This is a genomic window from Pseudomonas sp. Irchel 3A7, assembly GCF_900187565.1.
Taxonomy (GTDB): Bacteria; Pseudomonadota; Gammaproteobacteria; order Pseudomonadales; family Pseudomonadaceae; genus Aquipseudomonas.
Map to the genome: position 1 here is coordinate 542,530 of NZ_FYED01000001.1, position 19,407 is coordinate 561,936.

17 protein-coding genes and 1 tRNA gene are annotated in these 19,407 nt (G+C 60.8%); 3 read left to right on the forward strand and 15 right to left on the reverse strand.

Going from position 1 to position 19,407, the window contains the following annotated elements; translation table 11 throughout:
• Positions 1–177 precede the first annotated feature (177 nt).
• A complete protein-coding gene (locus CKW21_RS02450) occupies positions 178–1,167 on the forward strand; it encodes a sensor domain-containing diguanylate cyclase (protein ID WP_095192428.1) in 990 nt (329 codons plus the stop codon).
• Positions 1,168–1,293: 126 nt separating this feature from the next.
• Here CKW21_RS02450 and CKW21_RS02455 read toward each other — a convergent pair whose 3' ends face one another.
• The 3 genes from CKW21_RS02455 to gabD form a co-directional block, all read right to left on the reverse strand.
• Positions 1,294–2,508 (reverse strand): response regulator, encoded by a 1,215-nt coding sequence (locus tag CKW21_RS02455; protein WP_095192429.1) that lies wholly within the window; start codon positions 2,506–2,508, stop codon positions 1,294–1,296.
• A gap of 135 nt (positions 2,509–2,643) precedes the next feature.
• On the reverse strand, positions 2,644–3,921 hold the full coding sequence (gene gabT, locus CKW21_RS02460) for a 4-aminobutyrate--2-oxoglutarate transaminase (RefSeq protein ID WP_095192430.1): 1,278 nt from the start codon (positions 3,919–3,921) through the stop codon (positions 2,644–2,646).
• Positions 3,922–4,105: 184 nt separating this feature from the next.
• Positions 4,106–5,548 (reverse strand): NADP-dependent succinate-semialdehyde dehydrogenase, encoded by a 1,443-nt coding sequence (gabD, locus tag CKW21_RS02465; protein WP_095192431.1) that lies wholly within the window; start codon positions 5,546–5,548, stop codon positions 4,106–4,108.
• Between the two features lie 348 nt (positions 5,549–5,896).
• Here gabD and CKW21_RS02470 point away from each other — a divergent pair.
• Positions 5,897–5,973 (forward strand) — tRNA-Arg (locus CKW21_RS02470).
• A gap of 83 nt (positions 5,974–6,056) precedes the next feature.
• Here the strand turns inward: CKW21_RS02470 and CKW21_RS02475 are convergent.
• The 5 genes from CKW21_RS02475 to CKW21_RS02495 all read right to left on the reverse strand — a co-directional run bounded on the left by CKW21_RS02475 (position 6,057) and on the right by CKW21_RS02495 (position 9,969).
• Positions 6,057–6,266 carry a hypothetical protein gene (locus tag CKW21_RS02475; protein WP_095192480.1) on the reverse strand — a complete coding sequence of 70 codons (210 nt, stop codon included), beginning with the start codon at positions 6,264–6,266 and terminating at the stop codon, positions 6,057–6,059.
• Positions 6,267–6,347: 81 nt separating this feature from the next.
• A complete protein-coding gene (locus tag CKW21_RS02480; protein ID WP_095192432.1) occupies positions 6,348–6,971 on the reverse strand; it encodes a hypothetical protein in 624 nt (207 codons plus the stop codon).
• Entirely contained in the window at positions 6,968–7,579 is a 612-nt protein-coding gene (locus CKW21_RS02485; protein WP_095192433.1) for an RNA polymerase sigma factor, read from the reverse strand. The genes CKW21_RS02480 and CKW21_RS02485 overlap by 4 nt, the downstream gene beginning before the upstream one ends.
• On the reverse strand, positions 7,579–9,318 hold the full coding sequence (locus CKW21_RS02490) for a VWA domain-containing protein (protein WP_095192434.1): 1,740 nt from the start codon (positions 9,316–9,318) through the stop codon (positions 7,579–7,581). The genes CKW21_RS02485 and CKW21_RS02490 overlap by 1 nt, the downstream gene beginning before the upstream one ends.
• An 87-nt stretch (positions 9,319–9,405) precedes the next feature.
• On the reverse strand, positions 9,406–9,969 hold the full coding sequence (locus tag CKW21_RS02495; RefSeq protein WP_095192435.1) for a YbhB/YbcL family Raf kinase inhibitor-like protein: 564 nt from the start codon (positions 9,967–9,969) through the stop codon (positions 9,406–9,408).
• Between the two features lie 139 nt (positions 9,970–10,108).
• On the opposite strand from CKW21_RS02495, the gene CKW21_RS02500 reads away from it, so the two are divergent.
• Positions 10,109–11,632, forward strand: coding sequence for an apoptosis inducing factor family protein (locus CKW21_RS02500; RefSeq protein WP_095192436.1), 1,524 nt, complete (start codon positions 10,109–10,111; stop codon positions 11,630–11,632).
• A 75-nt stretch (positions 11,633–11,707) separates the two neighbouring features.
• Here CKW21_RS02500 and CKW21_RS02505 read toward each other — a convergent pair whose 3' ends face one another.
• The 7 genes from CKW21_RS02505 to CKW21_RS02535 all read right to left on the reverse strand — a co-directional run bounded on the left by CKW21_RS02505 (position 11,708) and on the right by CKW21_RS02535 (position 19,245).
• Positions 11,708–13,213: a YdgA family protein gene (locus tag CKW21_RS02505; protein ID WP_095192437.1), complete on the reverse strand. Its 1,506-nt coding sequence runs from the start codon at positions 13,211–13,213 to the stop codon at positions 11,708–11,710.
• A 271-nt stretch (positions 13,214–13,484) separates the two neighbouring features.
• Positions 13,485–14,120 (reverse strand): NADH:ubiquinone oxidoreductase subunit N, encoded by a 636-nt coding sequence (locus CKW21_RS02510; protein ID WP_095192438.1) that lies wholly within the window; start codon positions 14,118–14,120, stop codon positions 13,485–13,487.
• A 92-nt stretch (positions 14,121–14,212) separates the two neighbouring features.
• Positions 14,213–15,661, reverse strand: coding sequence for an efflux transporter outer membrane subunit (locus CKW21_RS02515; RefSeq protein ID WP_095192439.1), 1,449 nt, complete (start codon positions 15,659–15,661; stop codon positions 14,213–14,215).
• A complete protein-coding gene (locus tag CKW21_RS02520; RefSeq protein WP_095192440.1) occupies positions 15,658–16,545 on the reverse strand; it encodes an HlyD family secretion protein in 888 nt (295 codons plus the stop codon). The genes CKW21_RS02515 and CKW21_RS02520 overlap by 4 nt, the downstream gene beginning before the upstream one ends.
• Complete coding sequence (locus CKW21_RS02525; protein WP_095192441.1) at positions 16,542–16,751, reverse strand: DUF1656 domain-containing protein; 210 nt, start codon at positions 16,749–16,751, stop codon at positions 16,542–16,544. Before CKW21_RS02525 ends, CKW21_RS02520 begins: the two co-directional genes overlap by 4 nt.
• A complete protein-coding gene (locus CKW21_RS02530; RefSeq protein ID WP_095192442.1) occupies positions 16,748–18,820 on the reverse strand; it encodes an FUSC family protein in 2,073 nt (690 codons plus the stop codon). The genes CKW21_RS02525 and CKW21_RS02530 overlap by 4 nt, the downstream gene beginning before the upstream one ends.
• Complete coding sequence (locus CKW21_RS02535; protein WP_095192443.1) at positions 18,817–19,245, reverse strand: MarR family winged helix-turn-helix transcriptional regulator; 429 nt, start codon at positions 19,243–19,245, stop codon at positions 18,817–18,819. The genes CKW21_RS02530 and CKW21_RS02535 overlap by 4 nt, the downstream gene beginning before the upstream one ends.
• Between the last annotated feature and the right edge of the window lie 162 nt (positions 19,246–19,407).

Below are 19,407 nucleotides of genomic sequence, written 5' to 3' on the forward strand. Positions count from 1 at the left end.
TGGTTTGAGACCTTACTGTAAATACGTCACCCATACCGCCCGGCGGGAGCAAGCTCCCTCGCCACAGAAAGCGGGAACTTCACCTCAAATCGTCCCTCTCAAAGACACTTCGCCATCCAGGCGGGCTTCGTGTTGGCCGCTGTCGAACCTGCGGCACGCCCTTTGAGATTTGTGCCGATGGTCATCAAGAACCTGAAAGACCCTTCTCCACCGCAGTGGCCCGAGGCCGCGCAAACACTTATGGCGCTGATGCACGCCCAAGGTGAAGTGGCGCGCCTGAGCGAACGCGAACAGCTGTTCAGCACCTTGCTGGTGAGCGTCAACGCAGTGCTCTGGGCATTCAACTGGGACACCCGTCAGGTGCTGTACGTCAGCCCCGCCTACGAACGAATCTTCGGCCGCCCCGCCGATCTGCTGCTGGCCGACTACAACCAATGGCGCGACGCCATTTATCCAGACGATCTGGAGTACGCCGAGAGCAGCTTCGCGGACGTGCTGGAAAAAGGCGCCGTTGAAGACCGCGAGTACCGGATCATCGACGCTGACGGCGAGGTCCGCTGGCTCAGCGACAAATGCTTTATCAACCGTCAGGCCGAGCCCGGTCAGCCGGTGATCATTGTCGGCATCGCCGAAGACATCACCGACAAGAAGCTGATGGAAACCGAGCTGCAACGCCTGGCCACCACCGATGCCCTGACCCAGAGCAGCAACCGCCGACATTTCTTCGAAGGTGCGCACGAGGAGTTCGAACTGGCACGGCAACGAGGCACACCGCTGTCGTTCCTGATGCTGGACATCGATGACTTCAAGGTGATCAACGACACCTACGGTCACCAGGAAGGTGACAACGTGCTGCAACATATCGCTGATAGCGGTCGCGCGACATTGCGTCGTGGCGATCTGTTCGGGCGCATTGGTGGCGAAGAATTCGCGGCCGTGTTCCCCGGTTGCACACCGGACATGGCCCTGCAAGTGGCCGAACGGCTGCAACGGGAGATCCAGCGTTTGAGCTTCGACCATGACGGCCAGACATTCGGCATCACCGTCAGCCAGGGGCTGACCAGCCTCACGGCCAAGGATGAAAACATCGAAAGTCTGTTTGCCCGGGCGGATGCGGCGATGTATCAGGCCAAGCGCGATGGGAAGAATCGGATCGTCACGGGCTGACAGGCTAAACACAAACCCACTGTGGGAGCGAGCCTGCTCGCGAAGAGGGACTGACATCCAACATACATGTTGGCTGATAGACCGCTTTCGCGGGCAAGCCCGCTCCCACAGCGATTAGCGTGAAACCTATTTTTTGCGCATCCGTATCAACTCCGGCAGCCCGATCTTGAGCAGCCGCGCCGTCCGGCTTTTAGCGAGCTCCTCGATGCCCTCATGCTCGGTCAGGCGCGCCAGTTGCGCCGCCATGTTCATCACCAGCGCTTCACGGGAGTAAACCCCGCCACCGAGCTGGTAGGTCGCCGCAATCAGCTGTCGCAACTCCAGCGGCAAGCGCCAGCGGGTGCGCAACGCCGAACCGTAGGCCGCGCCGAATTCGGCCAGCGCTTCGCCCACTTCCCCCTGATCGTCCAGTTCGCCACCGGCCTGCTTCCATTCCTGCAGGCAACGCAACAACGCCAGGTCGCCAAGGCGATGCAGCATGCCGGCGCAATAGCAGCGCGCCTGGTCCAGATCCAGCAAGCGCGCCAGGGTTCGCGCGTATTCGGCAGTGTGCAGCGACAGGTCCCAATAGCGCTCGGCATAGTCCGCCAGGTACGGATCACTGAGCCGCGCACTGCGCTTGAGGGCCAGGCCAAGAATCAGGTTCATGCTCTGACCGGTGCCCAGTCGGTGCAGCGCCTGGGACAGGGTTTGCACCGCGGCGCCATGGTGCTGGGCGGCGCTGTTGGCGGCGGCGATCAGTACGGCGGTGACCTGGGGATCGGTACGGATTTCATCTTCCAGCTTCGACAGATCGAGGCCGTTGGGATTGAGGCTGCGTTTGACCGCCAACTGCACGTCGGTCATCAGCGGCGCACCTTCCGCCCGTTCACGGCGTCGTTCCAGATACACCGACAAGGTCATGCCGTGCGCCAGCGATGGCACCTCGCAGGTGACTTCCTCACCGGCATCGAGCAGCAAATCCTGCAAGCGATGAGTCAGGATTTCCATGTTCAGGGGTTTGGTCAGATAGGCGGCGGGTGCCAGCGGCAAGGCCTCGCGCACGCTGGCGCTGTCGTTGCGGCTGCTCATCAGAATGAAGGGCAGCGGCGGATTGCGTTTGCGCTGGCGGACACTGCGCAACACATTCAGACCATCGACACCGGGCAATTCCCAGTCGACGATTACCAGGTCGTAAGGATTGGTCGCCAGCCACTCCAGCGCCTGCTGGCCGTCGGCACACAAATCCAGTCGCGCATCGCAGCGCACGTTCAGCAGCACTTCCTTGAGCAGATCCCGGGACCAAGGGTCGGCCTCGGCAATCAACACTCTGGGAACGGCGGGTAAATTAACGACAGTCATACAGCTCTCCCTGGCAATGCCTAAACCTTAGCGAATGCTGGCCCTTCGATACAGCGCGAATGCGCGGGGAGTATTACGACCGGCATAAAAAAACCCGCCGAAGCGGGTTTTTGTCGATCAGGTCACACTTGGCGATCAGAGCTCGGAGAAGCACTCTTCAATGATTGCCAGACCTTTGTCCAGTTGCTCGTCCGGCGAAGTCAGCGGTACCAGGACGCGCAGAACGTTGCCGTAGGTGCCGCAGGACAGCAAGATCAGACCCTTGTCGCGAGCCTTTGCCACCACGGACGCTACCGCTGCAGCGTTCGGCTTGTGGCTGTCGCCGTTTTCGAACAGCTCGACCGCGATCATCGCGCCCAGGGCACGGACTTCGCCGATCACCGGGTACTTGGCCTGGATGGCTTTCAGGCCAGTGACCAGACGCTCGCCAACAGCCTTGCAGCGGTCCAGCAGGTGCTCTTCCTCGAACACTTCCATCACGGCCAGGGCCGCGGCGCAAGCGATAGGGCTACCGGCGTAGGTGCCGCCTAGGCCGCCTGGAGCGATGGCGTCCATGTATTCGGCCTTGCCGCACACACCGGCCAGCGGGAAGCCGCCAGCGATGGATTTGGCGAAAGTGGTCAGGTCGGCAGCAACGCCCATCTGTTCCATGGCGAAGAAGGTGCCGGTACGGCCAGCGCCAGTCTGTACTTCGTCAGCGATCAACAGGATGCCGTGCTGGTCGCACAGGGCGCGCAGACGCTTCATGAATTCTTTAGGCGCAACGTAGAAACCACCTTCGCCCTGAACCGGCTCGATGATGATCGCAGCGATGTCTTTCGGCTCGGCGTCGTTCTTGAAGATGCGTTCGATGCTGGCGATCGAATCGTCGATGCTCACGCCGTGCAGTTCGTTCGGGTACAGCGCGCGGAAGATGCCGCCTGGCATCAAGCCCATGCCGGCCGAGTAAGGCACGACTTTACCGGTCAGGCCCAGGGTCATCATGGTGCGACCGTGGTAAGCGCCGGTGAAGGCGATCACACCGGCACGGCCAGTGGCGGCACGGGCGATCTTGATGGAGTTTTCAACGGCTTCGGAACCGGTGGTCACCAGCAGGGTTTTCTTGGCGAAATCACCTGGCACCTTGGCGTTGATTTTTTCGCACACTTCTACGTACGGTTCGTAGGCCAGTACCTGGAAGCAGGTGTGGGTCAGCTTGTTCAGCTGCTCGGTCACGGCGGCGATGACTTTCGGGTGTACGTGGCCGGTGTTCAGCACGGCGATACCGCCGGCGAAATCGATGAACTCGCGACCTTCAACGTCGGTCACGGTAGCGTTCTTCGCGGAGTCGGCGAAGATCGGGTGAATCTGGCCAACACCACGTGGAACTGCAGCGGTACGGCGGGCCATCAAATCAGCGTTAGTCTTGCTCATACATTCCTCATTCACCGCTCATCGGGCGGCGTGGTTCAAGGATTAAGCGGCGGGGAACAACAGCGGCAGCATGCGATGATCGACTGCCACAGCGTTCCCGGCCACCGAGAAAATTTCGTTTGAAGCACGCAAAGGGACAGCGCTCTCGTGCCCTTTGCGTTTGAAGCGATGCCTTTTTCCGGGCTTAGATGCCCAGGCAGAGGTATTTGATTTCCAGGTAATCTTCGATGCCGTACTTGGAACCTTCACGGCCCAGGCCCGAGGCCTTGATGCCGCCGAATGGCGCGACTTCGTTGGAGATCAGACCGGTGTTGACGCCGACCATGCCGTATTCCAGGGCTTCAGCCACACGGAACACGCGACCCAGGTCGCGAGCATAGAAGTACGAGGCCAGACCGAACTCGGTGTCGTTGGACATCGCGATCACGTCGGCTTCGTCTTTGAAGCGGAACAGTGGCGCCAATGGACCGAAGGTTTCTTCCTTGGCCACGGCAGCGTTATTCGGCACGTTGGTCAGGATGGTCGGCTCGAAGAAGTTGCCTTCCATCGGCTTGCCACCGGCCAGTACGGTCGCGCCTTTGCTCAAGGCGTCGGCGATGTGCTCTTGCACCTTGGCCACGGCTTTTTCGTCGATCAGCGGGCCAGTGGTGGTGCCAGCTTCCAGACCGTTGCCGATCTTCAGCTTGGCGACGGCCACTTTCAGCTTCTCGGCGAATGCGTCGTAGACACCGTCCTGAATGTACAGGCGGTTGGCGCAGACGCAGGTCTGGCCGTTGTTACGGTATTTGGAAATGATCGCGCCTTCGACGGCCTTATCCAGGTCCGCGTCGTCGAACACGATGAACGGCGCGTTGCCGCCCAGTTCCAGGGACACTTTCTTGATGTCCTTGGCGCATTCCGACATCAGCTGGCGACCGATTTCGGTCGAACCGGTGAAGGACAGTTTGCGCACGATCGGGTTGCTGGTCAGCTCGCTGCCGATGTCGCCGGCGCTGCCGGAAACAACGCTGAACACACCGGCAGGAATGCCGGCACGCTGGGCCAGTTCAGCCAGGGCGAACGCCGAGAATGGGGTTTGCGAAGCAGGCTTGAGCACCATGGTGCAACCGGCGGCCAGGGCCGGGCCGGCCTTACGGGTGATCATCGCGGCCGGGAAGTTCCACGGGGTGATGGCAGCGGTCACGCCGATCGGCTGCTTGATCACGATCAGGCGCTTGTCTGGCTGGTGGCCCGGGATCACATCACCGTAGATGCGCTTGGCTTCTTCGGCGAACCACTCGATGAAAGAAGCGGCGTAAACGATTTCACCCTTGGCTTCAGCCAATGGCTTGCCTTGTTCCAGGGTCATCAGGCGAGCCAGGTCGTCCTGGTTCTCGATGATCAGCTCGAACCAGCGACGCAGCTTGGTCGCACGCTCTTTGGCGGTCAGTGCACGCCAGGCCGGCAGCGCCTTGTCAGCGGCTTCGATGGCACGGCGGGTTTCGGCAGCGCCCATTTTCGGCACAGTGCCCAGAATTTCGCCCGTTGCCGGGTTGTTGACCTTGATCGTCTGACCACTGTCCGCATCGACCCACGCGCCATCGATGAAGGCTTGCTGGCGGAACAACTGGGTGTCTTTAAGCTGCATGTCGGCTTTCCTTAACAGCACCGCGGCACGCGCGGAGCAAATTATGATTGTAGAAAGGCGCCTCAATAGGCTGCCGTCAGGGAAATCATTCACCGGGCTGAAGCACAAAATAGCGCACGGATTGGACTCGTGCGGTTCAGCACCCAGACAAGAGCGTTTGAAATCTCAAACGAATCCTAGGATCAAAGGGGGTAAAGGACAATAGGCCGTTCGAAAAAAAGAACGAAAACGCCGCATTTGCCTGTTTTTTCTGATCAACGTAGCAAACGCAGGTTACGCTTGTGAAAACAGCAAGCGATTCAGCAGCATGGACGCCCGCCATGCATATGAGTATCATGGCGCCCGCTTGCACCAGTAGCTCAGCTGGATAGAGTACTGCCCTCCGAAGGCAGGGGTCGTGGGTTCGAATCCCGCCTGGTGCGCCATAGATAGAAACGAGAAAGCCTCAGGCCTGTAGGGTCTGGGGCTTTTTTGTGTTTCACAAAAAAACCGCCAAAGCGGTTTTTTGTCATTCCGTCGTCCAATCAAACTCGTCGTACTCATCATCCTCGTCGTCCTCGAACACGTCCTCTTCAAGAACGTCTTCTTCCTCAGCGTCACCCTCTTCCGGCTGATTCAGCAGAAAATCCTTACGACTCTCGGTAATCGCGCGCCGAAGTTCTTCGCCCTTTTCCGGGCAGTTGAGCATTTGGGCGATGCGGTCGATTTTTTTTGCCACGGCTTCCTCCAACCCCATCGGCGATGGCTTGATAGTGCGCGCTTTCGGGCGCGGATGCCAAATCGCCGGGGTTGGTAAGGCTCAGTTTTTTTGCAGTGCCTTGAGTCGGGTGGTGAGGTTTTCGTTGGGGAAGCGCTTGTGCAGGTCTGCCAGCAGTTTGTCTGCCGCTTGGGTCTGTCCGGTTTTTTGCAGGCGCAGGACTTCACGCAGTTGTTCATCCAGTGATTTCACCGGTGCCGCTGCGCGCTTGCTGACTTTGGCTTCGTCAGCCATTTCGGCGCTGAAGGATTCACGCTGTGCAGGAGCGGCCAATTCGGCCATGGGCGCTGCGGGTGCGGGCATCGCGCCCGCCGGGGCAGATAACGCACGGACAGTCGCTGGCGGTGCTGATTCGGCTTCCTGTTTGGCAACCGGCGCGGAGGCCTCGGGCGCAGGTGCGAAGTCGTAGCTTGGCACTTGCTCCGGGGTGCGTTGTACCAGCGTCAGCATCAGGGCGACGCCGACGAGGCTGGCGAATGCGACTTGCCAGCGGGGTTGTAGGCAGGCGCGAACCCAGCGTTGCCACAGGCTTGGCTTCGGTGTCGGGGTCTCACGCTGCGCGGCCGCCAGGATGAAAGCATCGAGGTGGGCAGGTGGTTCGCCGCTTCCATGCTTTCGGTAGTGTTCAACGACCTGTTCTTGCGGTGTCGGGCGGGCGTCAGTCATGTCAGTACCTCCTCGGCCAGCAGCAGACGCAGTTTTTGCTGGGCGTAGCGCAAGCGGCTCTTGACCGTTTCCAGCGGTGTTTCGGTGAGGGTGGCGATCTGCGGCAGATCGAGATCGCTGTAGGCGCGTAGCAGGAACACTTCGCGTTGGTCGGCGGGCAACATTTGCAGGGCGGCTTCCAGGCGCTGACTGTCGCGGCTGAGGCTCAGCAGTTGCTCGGGATCGGATACGCCGTCAGATATCGCGTGAATCTGCTCGTCGTAACTGTCGTGCAGCGGTTGGTGGACTCCGTTTTTCCGCCAGTGATCGATCAAGCGATTGCGAGCGATCTGGTACAGCCAGGTACGAAAAGTCGCTCGGCCTTGTGGCTGACTGCCGCTGCGGATCAGGCTCAGCCAGGTTTCCTGATACACCTCCTCGACCCGTTCCGCGCTGCCACTGAGCCCCAGCAGAAACCGGTATAACCCCTGACGATGGCGCGCGTACAAAATCTCGAACGCCGCGCTGTCGCCTTGGCGATAACGGGCCAGCAGCGATTCGTCGCTGCTGGCCTCAACGCTGTCTGCTGGCGCGAACAGCTGGCTGATGAACCCCTTGAGTCGGTTCACTATTCAATCCGTCGGTCAGTGGCGGTTGGATTCGACGCTGTAGTGGTGCGCAGGCTCTGCGCCAGTTCCACCAATTGCACGAACTCGCTGCGCAGGCCGAAGCGGTCGTCGCCCCGGGCACCACGGGCCAGCGCTTCGGTGTCCTTGAGGCTGAACTCGCCGGTGTAACGGCCGTCCTTGAGTTGTTGGGAAAACGCGGCGACGGCAGCGGCAAATCGAAGATCGTCACTGGCTGGTTTCGCGCTATCCGCGACGGGGCGCTCGATCAGGCGACTATTCCCACCTTCCGGCAGCTGATATCGCACACGCAGCATCGCCAATTCCCCGTTCTTGTCGGAAACCGCAGCGCTCGCTTTACCGTAGCGCAACGGCTCCAACCAGCCCTTCTCGCCCGTGGGGACAATTTCGTACAACGCCGTCACCGTATGCCCTGCCCCGATTTCACCGGCATCGACCTTGTCGTTACTGAAATCCTCACGCTTCAACGCGCGGTTTTCATAGCCCAGCAGGCGATATTCACTGACCTGCGCCGGATTGAATTCCACTTGCAGCTTCACGTTTTTCGCCACCACGGCGAGGGTCGAGCCGAGTTGATCCACCAGCACCTTGCGCGCTTCGCGCAGGTTGTCGATGTAGGCATAGTTGCCATCGCCGGCATCAGCCAGTTGTTCCATCAGCTGTTCATTGTAGTTATCCACACCAAAACCGAGGGTGGTCAGGGATACGCCGGTCTTGCGTTTATCCACAGCCATTTGCTTGAGGCTGTCGAAGTCGCTGATGCCGACATTGAAGTCACCGTCAGTGGCCAGTAGCACGCGGTTGATGCCCTTGGGGATAAACGCCTGTTGCGCCATTTGGTAGGCCAGCTCGATGCCCGAAGCTCCGGCGGTGGAGCCGCCGGCGGTCAATTGGTCGATGGCGGTACGAATCTTCGCTTTGTCGCGTCCGGAAGTGGGCTCGAGCACCACGCGGGATTCGCCGGCGTAAACCACCAGCGACACTCGATCCTGCTCGCGCAGTTGATCGACCAGCAATTTCAGCGTGCTTTTGACCAGCGGCAAGCCCTCGCGGCGGTCCATCGAGCCGGACACGTCCACCAGAAATACCAGGTTCGCCGGGGCTAATTGCGCCACCGCCCGGTCCGACGCCTTGATGCCGATGCGCAGCAAACGGGTATGCGGGTTCCACGGTGACGCCGCCAATTCGGTGGTCACGCCGAAAGGCGAGCCATCGGTGGGCAAGGCGTAGTCGTAAGGGAAGTAATTGACCATCTCCTCCAGCCGCACCGCCCCTTCCGGTGGCAGGCGTCCCTGGTTGAGCAAACGACGAACGTTGGCGTAGGCGCCGGTGTCGACATCGGCGCTGAAGGTCGAGACCGGCGCCTCGGTGACGCTGTGGATCGGGTTGTCGGCCAAAGCCTGGTATTGCTCGCGCTGTTCGTCGCGATAGCCCTGTGGGTAAATGTCTTGTGGATAAGCCTCACCGGCAGGCATCGGCGCGAAACCGGCCATGGGTGCCGCGCGTACGCTGCGCTTGGCCACCGCGGCATCCGCCATGACGGTTTCGTGTTGCACCAAGGCTTCGGTTTTCAGTTCAGCCTTTGCCGGTGGCGGCACCACCGCAGACTCGGGTTTCGAAGAAACGCCGCAACCGGCAATCGCCAGCAACAACCCGGCGGCAAAACCCTGGGTGGCCGGACGGAGAAAATGCAGAGGGAGGGACTGCAGAGAAGGGAGCATGGGGCTGACCTCAGGAGGAAATTGATCCATTCATCCTCTGAGACGGACAGCCCAAACGGTTCGGGTTAACCCATGCGAAAAAAATCTTCAGCGGTGATAACGCCGCACCACGCTGCTGTTTCTCAACACATGGCCTTTGATTTTTTCCAGGAACTGCGCACGGGTCAGGCCGGCGGGCAAGGCATCCGGGGCCAGGTCCAGGGCGTAGAGCTGGATGATGTAATGGTGCGCGCTGTCGCCCACTGGCGGGCATGGCCCGACATAGCCCGTGGTGCCTTTGCTGTTCGTGCCGCCCACGCCTTCCAGCGCGGATTTGGCACCGACACCCGCCGGGATCTGGTGGGTGGTGGCCTTGATGCCGTAATGAACCCAATGATCGATGCCCTGCCCTTTCTGGCCATCCGGGTCGTGCATGACGATGGCATAGCTGAGCGTGCCGGCCGGACCGGCGTTCCAGTTCAGCGCCGGCGAAACATTGTGCCCGCCGCAACCCTGGGCATCGCTGGCGGCGGCCGAGGTGAACAAACGGTCATCCGATACACCCGGGATGTTCAGGGTGAAACGTTCCTGAGCCGCCTGCGCCGGAAATTGCACGCAAAAGGCGACTGCTACGGCTGCCAGCCAAGGGTTCAGTGAGGTCAATCGGGTCATTCCAGAGCACCATAAGCGGATGGGGCCGTCGTCGGCGTGCAAACTATAGCCGGACCGTTCGTGCCTTGGCACCGGGATTTGGCTGAACCTCAAATTTGGGGCCAGACTCTTAAATGAAACGCTTGCCTGGAGAGCGATCATGATCCTGCATCGCGTCGCCCGTTTCGCAGATATTCCTGAAAATCGTGGTCTTGAAGTCAAGATCGAGGACAGCAAAATCCTGCTGTTGAAGGTCGGCGACCAATTGCGCGCCTATCAAGGCGAATGCCCTCATGCCGGAGCGCCGCTGGCCGAAGGCGCGCTTTGCAACGGACGACTGACCTGTCCGTGGCACAAGGCGCAGTTTCGCATCGAGGACGGCGGGTTGTGCGAACCACCAGCCCTCGACAGCCTCAAGCGCTACCCGCTCGAAGTGCGTGACGGCGAGGTCTGGGTGGGCGATCAGCCGTTGGTGGATGCGCACACGCCCCCGGCCGACGACGAGCGGACCTTTGTGATTGTCGGCGCCGGCGCTGCAGGCACGGCCGCGGCAGCGGCGCTGCGGGAGAAAGGCTTCGGTGGCCGGGTATTGTTGATTGACCGCGAAAACGCTGCCGGTTACGACCGTACGGTATTAAGCAAATTCGTGATTTCCGGAGAAACGCCGCCGGACGACGTCCCAACCCTGCGCGATGAAGCGTTTTATAAAGAGCAACGCATTGAGCGGATCAATGCGGATGTAGTGAGCCTGGATTCCACCCACCGAACACTGCGGCTCAGCGATGGCCAATCGCTTGATTATGACGCCGTACTGCTGGCAACCGGCGGCACACCAAAAACGCTCGAACTGCCCGGTGCCGACCTGCCGCAAGTGTTTGTTTTACGCTCAAGGGACCATGCACAGCGGATTCTGAAAAGCGCCAAACCCGGTCAGCGGGCGGTGATCATCGGCGATAGCTTCATCGCCATGGAGTCCGCTTCGTCCCTGCGCCAATATGGCCTCGACGTCACTGTCCTGGCCCGTCAGCCGGTGCCTTTCGCCAAACAGTTCGGCGAAACCGTCGGCAAGGCGATTCTTGCCCTGCATCAAGCCAATGGCGTGGTGTTTAGTACCGAGGGCGAAGCCACGCAGATCGAAGGCGTGAACAAGGTTGATGCCGTGCGCCTGGACAATGGCCAACGGTTACCGGCGGACCTGGTGCTGGTGGGCATTGGCGTGAGCCCGGCGACCGGGGCGTTTACCGATTTGCCGAAGGAAAAGGACCACTCGCTGTGCGTCGACGGCGGCATGCGCGTGACCGATGGACTTTGGGCGGCTGGTGATATCGTCACCTTCCCGCTCAACGGGCAGCGGGTACGGATCGAACACTGGCGCCTGGCTCAACAACAGGCACGCATCGCCGCCGCGAACATGCTCGGGGGCGATGAGCATTACCTCGACGTACCGTACTTCTGGACCTGGCACTTCGGCAAGAACTACGACTACCTCGGCCACGCCGAGGCGTGGGACGAAGTCGAATTCAAGGGTGATCCGTTCAATCCACCCTTTATCGGGCTGTTCGGCAAGAACGGCGTGGTGACGGCAGCCGTGGCCTGCGATGAAGAGCGGACCATGGCGATGCTCGCCGAGCGGATGAAGCAGCCGTTGTCAGTGGATGAGGGGTGGCGGTTGATTCGCGGGTAAATCACGATCCAGGACAGCAAAACGCCCGGCGTCTGCATTGCGCAAAAGCCGGGCGTTTCTATTCAAGCAGTGGTTTTACTGCACTTCGCCAGCGCCACCAAACTTGCTCATCAAGAAACCGACAAATTCTTCGAGGGTCATTTTCTGGCCGTTGAAATCCACCTGATTGTTGGTGTAGTGCAGCTTGGTGACGATGTTGTTGCCTTCCAGTTTCGCCAACTGCGAACCGACGGCCATGCTGCTGAACATGTCGGCCGTGGCGGTGGCCTGATCGGCGATCAACTTGGCGTCGGTCTGACCATCGATTTGCGACTGCACGGTGAGCACGTCAACGATCATCGGCTTGGACACTTGCAGATTGAAATCCAGCAACGCGATCAACTGCTGGACCAGTTGATCGGCCGGCAGGTCGATCGCTTGTGGCTTGGTCAAGTCGAGCACCAGGTTGGCGCGGCTTTCGCCATTGGCAGTGTTGAACGACAGGTTCTCCAAAGCTACCTGCGGACCGGCCGCGAGCAATTGCTCCAGATGGGTCTTGAGCTGGGTCTCTTCGGCTTCGGTCAGCTGAAGCTCCGGCGCCGGTTGACCCGCCTCGGTCGCCTCGGCGACAGCCTCCTCGTACGGCTGCAGTTTGGTCTGGTAGATCTGCATCAACGCCATGGTGGAAGGAATGTCGAGGTTCTTCAGGCTCAGGGCCATCTGCGCAGAACCGACAGCCTTGCCGTTGAGGGACACCTCACCAATCTTGTAATCGGCACGCCCGGAGGCGTTGGTCCCCGATTCCGAGGTCTGGTTCTTCATTTCGAATTTTTTTAAGCCCAGCACCGACTGTTTCGGGCCAAAGGTGGTTTGGCTGTTGCTCAGCTCGACCGTGTTTTCACCGGTGTAGTAACCGTAGGTACTTTTGCTCAGGTTGCTGGCCAGGGTCAGGCCACTCAACTCCACCTGCACCGGTGTCTGGTCTTCGGCGACAGTGGTCAGCTTCAGGCTGTCCATGTAGCCGTCGGCCTTGACCTTCTGCGCCTGGGCACTGGCCGCGACGTCGACTTTCAGGCCGGAGAACTTCATGCTGGATTTGTCGTCCAGTGCTGTTTCCAGCGGCAGCAATTCAAGCGTGCCGTTGGTGGAATTGTCGTAGCCGATGTTGACCACGCCTTTGAGTGGCGACGCATCCTTGGTAGCGGCGAACCATTTTTCCGTGAGCGGCGTTTTTGCAAGTGTGTAATGACTGGTGGCCATGACCGGCAACCACTTGAGCGAGACCAGGCGCGAGAATGGCAGCGGGCCGTGTTCGAGGCGATCGACGAACAGCAACTCGACCGGTACCTCGCCGAACATTTCGCCTTCAGCCTTGAGGCGATAGTGCGCCGTGCTGCTGAATACGTGGCGCTCCAGCGACACCAGCTCCACCGTCGCCGTGCCCTTGTGCCCCACCAGCGCGGCCTGCAATTGCTGGTTGGCGTCCGCCAGGGAGGTGTTCAGTACACTTTCGATCTTGGTGCCGGTGTACCACGCACCGCCGACGCTGATTGCGCCGATGGCGACAACGATTCCCAGAAGCACGCCTGCAGATTTATTCATGAATGACCCGATCAATGTCCGTTGTTGAAGGTGTGGTCGTCTTCCCTGAACCCATGACGGGTTGCGGTCACGACTGCGCTTGAAGTGGGGAGCAGATTAGCATCAGGCGCAGGGGGCGGCCCAATGATTAAAGGTGAAAGAGTGTCATAGGCGGGTAAAGATTCTGGTGCTCATGCGATCGCCTTCGCGAGCAGGCTCGCTCCCACATTTGGAATGCAATCCCCTGTGGGAGCGAGCCTGCTCGCGAAAGCGTCAGTCCAGGCACTTCGGATCAGGAATACTGTACTTCGATCTCATCCAGCTGATGATCAAAGGTTTTGAGCCGCGCGGTCCAGGTGTACACCAGCACTTCAAAATCCCGATTGATCACCGCCCCGCCCGTCACTTCCCCACGGGGGTCGCAGAAGTCCAGTTGATAGCGCTCACGAGCCATGGCGGTGGCGACATCGGCCAGTTCCCGGGCGTTGTTGAGCCAGTGCCGACCGTCGTCGGCCACTTGTTTGTCCAGCTCCAGGCATTGCTTCTTCAGGGTTTCGAGGCTCTTTTCCAGCGGCGTGCCAGTGAGCTCGCCCATGACTTCCTGGAACGTGCGCCCCGGTTGCCAGTAACTGCCCCAGAAATAGCGGTCGAACACCGTTTCGACACGACGCAACGCCACCTTGGTGTCCCAGATCAGCACCAGGGTCTTGCCTTGTTCGAGTTGCCTTTTTTTGATCCGCTGCGTCTGGACGGACGCCCAGGCCACCACCGCGATGGACATCACGGCGATCAGCGCGGCGGCACTGTCGAGAAATACCATCGCCTTGTCGATCTGGTGGGCCAGCATGATGCCGTAGAAATAGGTCGCCGTGAGCAGCACCAACGCCACGACGGCACACCAGAAGCCGAGAGCATAAGGGTTTTTCATTATTGGTTTCCCCATGACCTGCGCAAGCCTTGTGCGAAGCAAGGGCGTTTTTCACGAACGCCCTTTCAACACTTCAAAGCATAGCAACGGCCTCAGGGTTTGCCGGAGTTCGACGCTTGCGTTCGTCCGCTTTCCCAACCGCCACCCAGGGCCAGGAACAAATCGATCTGGCTCGTCGCAACCTGAGTGTTCGCAGCGGCCAGTTGTGCCGTGACGTCGGTGTAGGTACGGGTCGCTTGCAGGTCCGCCAGGAACGACGCGCGGCCGGCCTGGAAGAAACGGTGAGTCTGATCGGCGGCCAGTTTCGCCGATTGCTCGGCGTCCGCCAGGGCCTCACGGCGTTGCAGCAACGCTGAGTACTGGGCCAGGCCGGTCTGGGCTTCACGAATGGCGTTGAGTACCACGCCGTCGAAATGTGCCAGTGCGCCTTGAGTGGCCGCTTCGGCCTCGCGGATACGCGCGCGGGCGCCGTTGGTCGGCACCGTCCAGGTCAGCGAGGGTCCAAAGCCCCAGCGGTTGGTGGACGGCTCGCCGAGGTTATCCAGGATACCGATGGTACCGACGGTCGCGCCGATGCTGATGTCCGGGTACAGCTGACCCGTAGCAACGCCGATGGTGGCGGTCGCAGCCGCCAGTCGGCGCTCAGCCTGCCGTACGTCGGGACGCCGCTTGAGCAAGGCCGCACCATCCCCCACCGGCATCAATCGGGCAATTTTCGGCAGTTCGGCGCAGCTGTCGGTCCCGGCAGGCAATTGACCCACCGGTTTGGCCAACAGCATCGACAAGCGGAACAGTCCGGCCTGGCGCGCCGCCTCATAACGCGGCATGTCGGCGCGCAGGGATTTGAATTGGGTTTGCGAACGGGTGACCTGGGTTTCATCGCCGCGCCCGGCATCGCGCAGACGTTGAATCAGCGTGGTGCTCTGGGCCTGCAGGTCGAGGGAGTGCTGGGCGATTTCCCGCTCTTCGTTGGCTGCGCACACTTGCGTGTAGGCGCGTACCACGTCGGCCACCAGGGTGATGCGTGCAGTATCGGCCGCGGCTTGCGTCGCATCGGCATTGGCCTTGGCCGCTTCGATGCCGCGCTGCAAGGTGCCGAACAGGTCGAACTGGTACGAGGCGCTGATGCCGATGTCACCGATGTTGGCCACCGGTACTTTTTCCGGCAAGAGGAACGCTTCGCCGGATTCCTGCAAGCGTTGGGCACCCATCTTCACACCGGCGCTCCAGCCGCCCGCCGCCTCGGCTTCGTCGACCTGGGCGCGAGCCCGCAGCAGGTTCGCCGCCGCCACGCGCAAGTCAGTATTGGACGCCATGGCTTGCTGAACCAGCTGGTCGAGCCGCGGGTCGTTGTACAGGCGCCACCAATCGGCAGGCACCGGTGCCGAAACCACCGGCTTGCCGTCGACCGCCAGTTCACCCTGCAAGTCTTCACGGTGGATGGCCGCTTCTTCGGGCAAGTGATAGTCCGGCCCGACCACCTGGCACGCCGACAACAGCAGGCCCAATCCGGCGACCGCTAAAACCGAGGCCTGGCTCATTGCGCCTGCCCCCGGGCCTGATCATCAATGATCGACACCGTGGCGGTGCGCCCGGCGATCATGCGGAAATCCGCCGGCACGTCATCGAAGGCGATCCGCACCGGAATCCGCTGGGCCAGCCGCACCCAACTGAACGCCGGATTGACGTTGGGCAACAGGTTGCTGCCGCTGGTGCGGTCGCGGTCTTCGATACCGGCGACGATACTTTCGACGTGGCCGCGCAGCCGCGCACGGTCTCCGATCACACGGATGTCGACGCTTTGGCCGACATGAATGCCGTCCAGCTTGGTTTCTTCGAAATAGCCGTCGATGTGGAAAGAGTTGCTGTCGACCACTGACAACACCGGCCGCCCTGCACTGACAAACTCCTGGGTACGCGGCGCGCGGTCGTTGACGTAACCGTCCACCGGGCTGCGGATCACCGAGCGATCAAGGTTGAGCTGAGCGCTGTCCACCGCCACCTGAGCTTCCATCAACGCCACTTGGGCACGGGCCACCCGCGACTGGCTTTCCTCCAGTTGCTCGCCCGGCACCAGATTACCGAGGCCCTTGTTGCGCTTGGCTTCACGCTGGGCCTGGGCCAGGGTTTCTTCGCGGTCGGCCACCGCCGCTTTTGCCTGGCGCAGGGCCAGCTTGAAGCGGTCCTGGTCAATGCTGAACAGCACCTGCCCTCGCTTGACCATTTGGTTATCGCGTACTTCCACCTGCTGGATCAGTCCGGACACGTCCGGCGCGATCTGCACGATGTCGGCACGGATGTGCCCGTCGCGGGTCCAGGGGGCAAACATGTAATACATCACCATGCGCCAGACCACGACAACGGCGAAGCTCACGATCAACAGGGTCAGGACCACGCGACCGATGGTCAATAAAGGTTTTTTCATGTCATCAGGTATCGACTGAGTGAGTCCACCACGCCAAGCAGCAAAGCGTAGAGAGCCACGTTAAACAATGCCCGGTGCCAGACCAGACGGTAAAAGTGCAGGCGCGTCAGTACCCCATGCACCAGCAGGTACAACACGTACGTAAAGCCCATCAGCACCAGCAGCGTAGGCAGGAACACCCCGCTGATATCCAGATCACCGATCATAAAGGCGCTCCATCGATGCCATGGGGAAGCGGTTCTTCTTGCTCTGCGGAACCGACGAATTCGACGCCCGGCAACAGCGCCAGGCGCAAGCCGCTCAAGGCGTGCAGCAGGTGCAGGCGGGTTTGCTCGTCACCCGCGCCAGCGAGGGCGCGACGGGTGCGGTCAAGGGTCATCAGCAACGGACTCGGCGCCGGCAAGCGTTCACCGGCCTTGAGGCACGCCTTGAAGTATTTGCCGACCTCAGCCACCACCTGATGCAGCAGCGCCTGCGGCACGCCATCAACCCGTGGCGTATAGGCGAGCAGGTCCAGCAGATTCAGCACCACGCGCACTTCCCGCAGGGCGATGCCGGTGTCCTGGCCGGTCATGGCCAGGCGCGGCAAGTGCTGCATTAAGCGATCCAGTACCTGCACACCCAGGTGCCGGTGCTCGGCCAGCGTTGCCGGCTCGGTGAGGCTGACAATGTCGCGCCAGCTGAAACGGGTCAGGCGCTTGGCCGCCAGCTCGGCGCCGAATGGCCGGGCAACCAGGGTCCAAATGAACGCAAACAGCAGGCCGATGGGGCCTGCCAGGTTGGAATTGGCGAAGCTGAGGAAATCTGCGTCGTAGGCGCCCTGAATGCTGATGAAGGACGAAGTGTTGACCAGGGTCAAAAGCATCCCCAGGTAAAACTGCGGCTTGACCGTCAGGGTGCCGACGATGATGAACGGCACGGCGAACGCCAACACCAGCATCGGGAAATCATGCAGGTTGGGCAGCACCAGAAACAGATACAGGCTGGCAAACAGTACCGACATCGCCGTCCAGAAAAAGAACCGGTAAATCTGCGGCGCCGGGTCGTCCATCGAAGCGAAGAAGCTGCACGCCACGGCGGCCAGGATCACCGCCGCGCCACCGTCAGTCCAGCCGAGCAAAATCCACAGTACCGACGCGACAATGATCGCGGTGACGGTGGACGCCGCCGAATAAAGCATCAGGCCACGATCCAGAAACGGCGTCAGCCGCCCCAGCCGCCAATGGCGATACACCGCACGCCAGCTGTCCTGGTTGTCACACTGGATGGCGATTTGCAGGCTGCGGCAGTCCTGCCATAGATCGATCCATTCGCCGAGGCGATACAGCGCGTTGGAAAACAGCAGCTGCTTGCGATCCTCCAGCGCCTGGGTACTGGGCTGCAAGGCTTCGAGCTGATGCTTCAACGCCTGCCAGCGGTCAATGTCGGCGTCTTTGTGCTGTAGCCAATCGGAAGTGGCGCCGAGCAGCGGCGCGAACTTGTCCACAAGCTCGGGTGTGCGCCGTTCGAGGGCGTAAAGCGCATCGTCAAGGGCATCGATCACCGGCAGCAAGTGAATCATGCGCCCGCGCAATTCCTTGGTGTTGCGCACGGTTTGCGGACGCGCACCCTCGTGGGGCAACTGGCCGATCATCAATTCCAGGCTGTTGAAGGTCGCGACCATCGACGCGCGCAATCCGCTGACTTCATCCGGCTGCACGTTGCGGCTGAGAAAACGCAGACTGTAGGTCGATGCATCGGCAAACCATTTGCTCACCGAATCGTTGAACACCGGCGCCAGCCGCCGGGGCCAGAAGATCGCGCCGACCACCGCTGCGACGGCGATGCCCAGAAAGATTTCCTCGGTGCGCGCTTCCGCTACATCCCACACCGCCAAAGGGTTATCCACCACCGGCAATGCGATCAAGGGCAAGGTGTATCCGGCCAGCATCAACGCGTAGTTGTTGGCAGTACGCAGATGCAAGGACAGGAACAGTAGCGTTCCCGTCCACAGGGCAATGACCAGCACCAGCACATAGGGGCTCTGGACGAACATCGGCACGAAAAAAACGGCTGCAACAGCACCCAGCAAGGTACCGACCGCGCGGTACAGCGCCTTGGATGTGGTCGGGCCGAGAAACGGATTGGAAACGATGTACACCGTGGCCATCGCCCAGTACGGACGCGGCATTTGCATGAGCAGGGCGATGTACAGCGCGATCATCGACGCCGCGAAGGTGCGCACGCCGTAGAACCAGTCACGGGCCGGGGGCATGCCGGTAAAGAAACCGTTCAAGGGTGGGTCACCGGAAATGGACTGGCCGACTCGAAAGCCTTCAACACACGCAGCGCAGCTTCCAGATCACGCCGGTCGATGCCTTCCAGCGCTTCATTACGCAAACGCACCAGTTCGACCTCGACGGTTTGCACCAGCGTCCGTCCGCTGTCGGTGAGGCTCAGGCATTTGGCGCGGCGATCCTGAGCGTCTTCGGTGCGGCAGACATGACCGGCATGACACAGCTGGTCGAGCAGGCGCACCAGCGACGGACTCTCCATCCCCGACGCCTGCGCCACCGCCACTTGCCGCACACCATCGCCCAAGCGTCCGATCATCAACAACGGGACCGCGCAGGCTTCGGAGATTCCATAGTTGACCAGCGTCGTCTGGCAGATCTTCCGCCAATGCCGCGCGGCCACCACCATGGAGCTGCTGATGTTCATCTGGAGAGCGTCGAGGTTATTCGGCACGAGGGAATGCACACACTGTTAGTTTGCTAACTATCAATATGGCATTGGAGAGGATTTTTCGTCAAGTTTTGAAACAAATTGGTGACCATCCGTCATTACCGCCCGACCGTTGGCGAACCGATGTAATGAATTTGT

Coding starts and splice junctions, on each gene's coding strand:
- CKW21_RS02450 (WP_095192428.1), top strand. CDS start 178: ATGGTCATCAAGAACCTGAAAGACCCTTCTCCACCGCAGTGGCCCGAG.
- CKW21_RS02535 (WP_095192443.1), bottom strand. CDS start 19,245: ATGAACATCAGCAGCTCCATGGTGGTGGCCGCGCGGCATTGGCGGAAG.
- CKW21_RS02510 (WP_095192438.1), bottom strand. CDS start 14,120: ATGAAAAACCCTTATGCTCTCGGCTTCTGGTGTGCCGTCGTGGCGTTG.
- gabD (WP_095192431.1), bottom strand. CDS start 5,548: ATGCAGCTTAAAGACACCCAGTTGTTCCGCCAGCAAGCCTTCATCGAT.
- CKW21_RS02490 (WP_095192434.1), bottom strand. CDS start 9,318: ATGCTCCCTTCTCTGCAGTCCCTCCCTCTGCATTTTCTCCGTCCGGCC.
- CKW21_RS02480 (WP_095192432.1), bottom strand. CDS start 6,971: ATGACTGACGCCCGCCCGACACCGCAAGAACAGGTCGTTGAACACTAC.
- CKW21_RS02520 (WP_095192440.1), bottom strand. CDS start 16,545: ATGAAAAAACCTTTATTGACCATCGGTCGCGTGGTCCTGACCCTGTTG.
- CKW21_RS02515 (WP_095192439.1), bottom strand. CDS start 15,661: ATGAGCCAGGCCTCGGTTTTAGCGGTCGCCGGATTGGGCCTGCTGTTG.
- gabT (WP_095192430.1), bottom strand. CDS start 3,921: ATGAGCAAGACTAACGCTGATTTGATGGCCCGCCGTACCGCTGCAGTT.
- CKW21_RS02500 (WP_095192436.1), top strand. CDS start 10,109: ATGATCCTGCATCGCGTCGCCCGTTTCGCAGATATTCCTGAAAATCGT.
- CKW21_RS02455 (WP_095192429.1), bottom strand. CDS start 2,508: ATGACTGTCGTTAATTTACCCGCCGTTCCCAGAGTGTTGATTGCCGAG.
- CKW21_RS02525 (WP_095192441.1), bottom strand. CDS start 16,751: ATGATCGGTGATCTGGATATCAGCGGGGTGTTCCTGCCTACGCTGCTG.
- CKW21_RS02505 (WP_095192437.1), bottom strand. CDS start 13,213: ATGAATAAATCTGCAGGCGTGCTTCTGGGAATCGTTGTCGCCATCGGC.
- CKW21_RS02495 (WP_095192435.1), bottom strand. CDS start 9,969: ATGACCCGATTGACCTCACTGAACCCTTGGCTGGCAGCCGTAGCAGTC.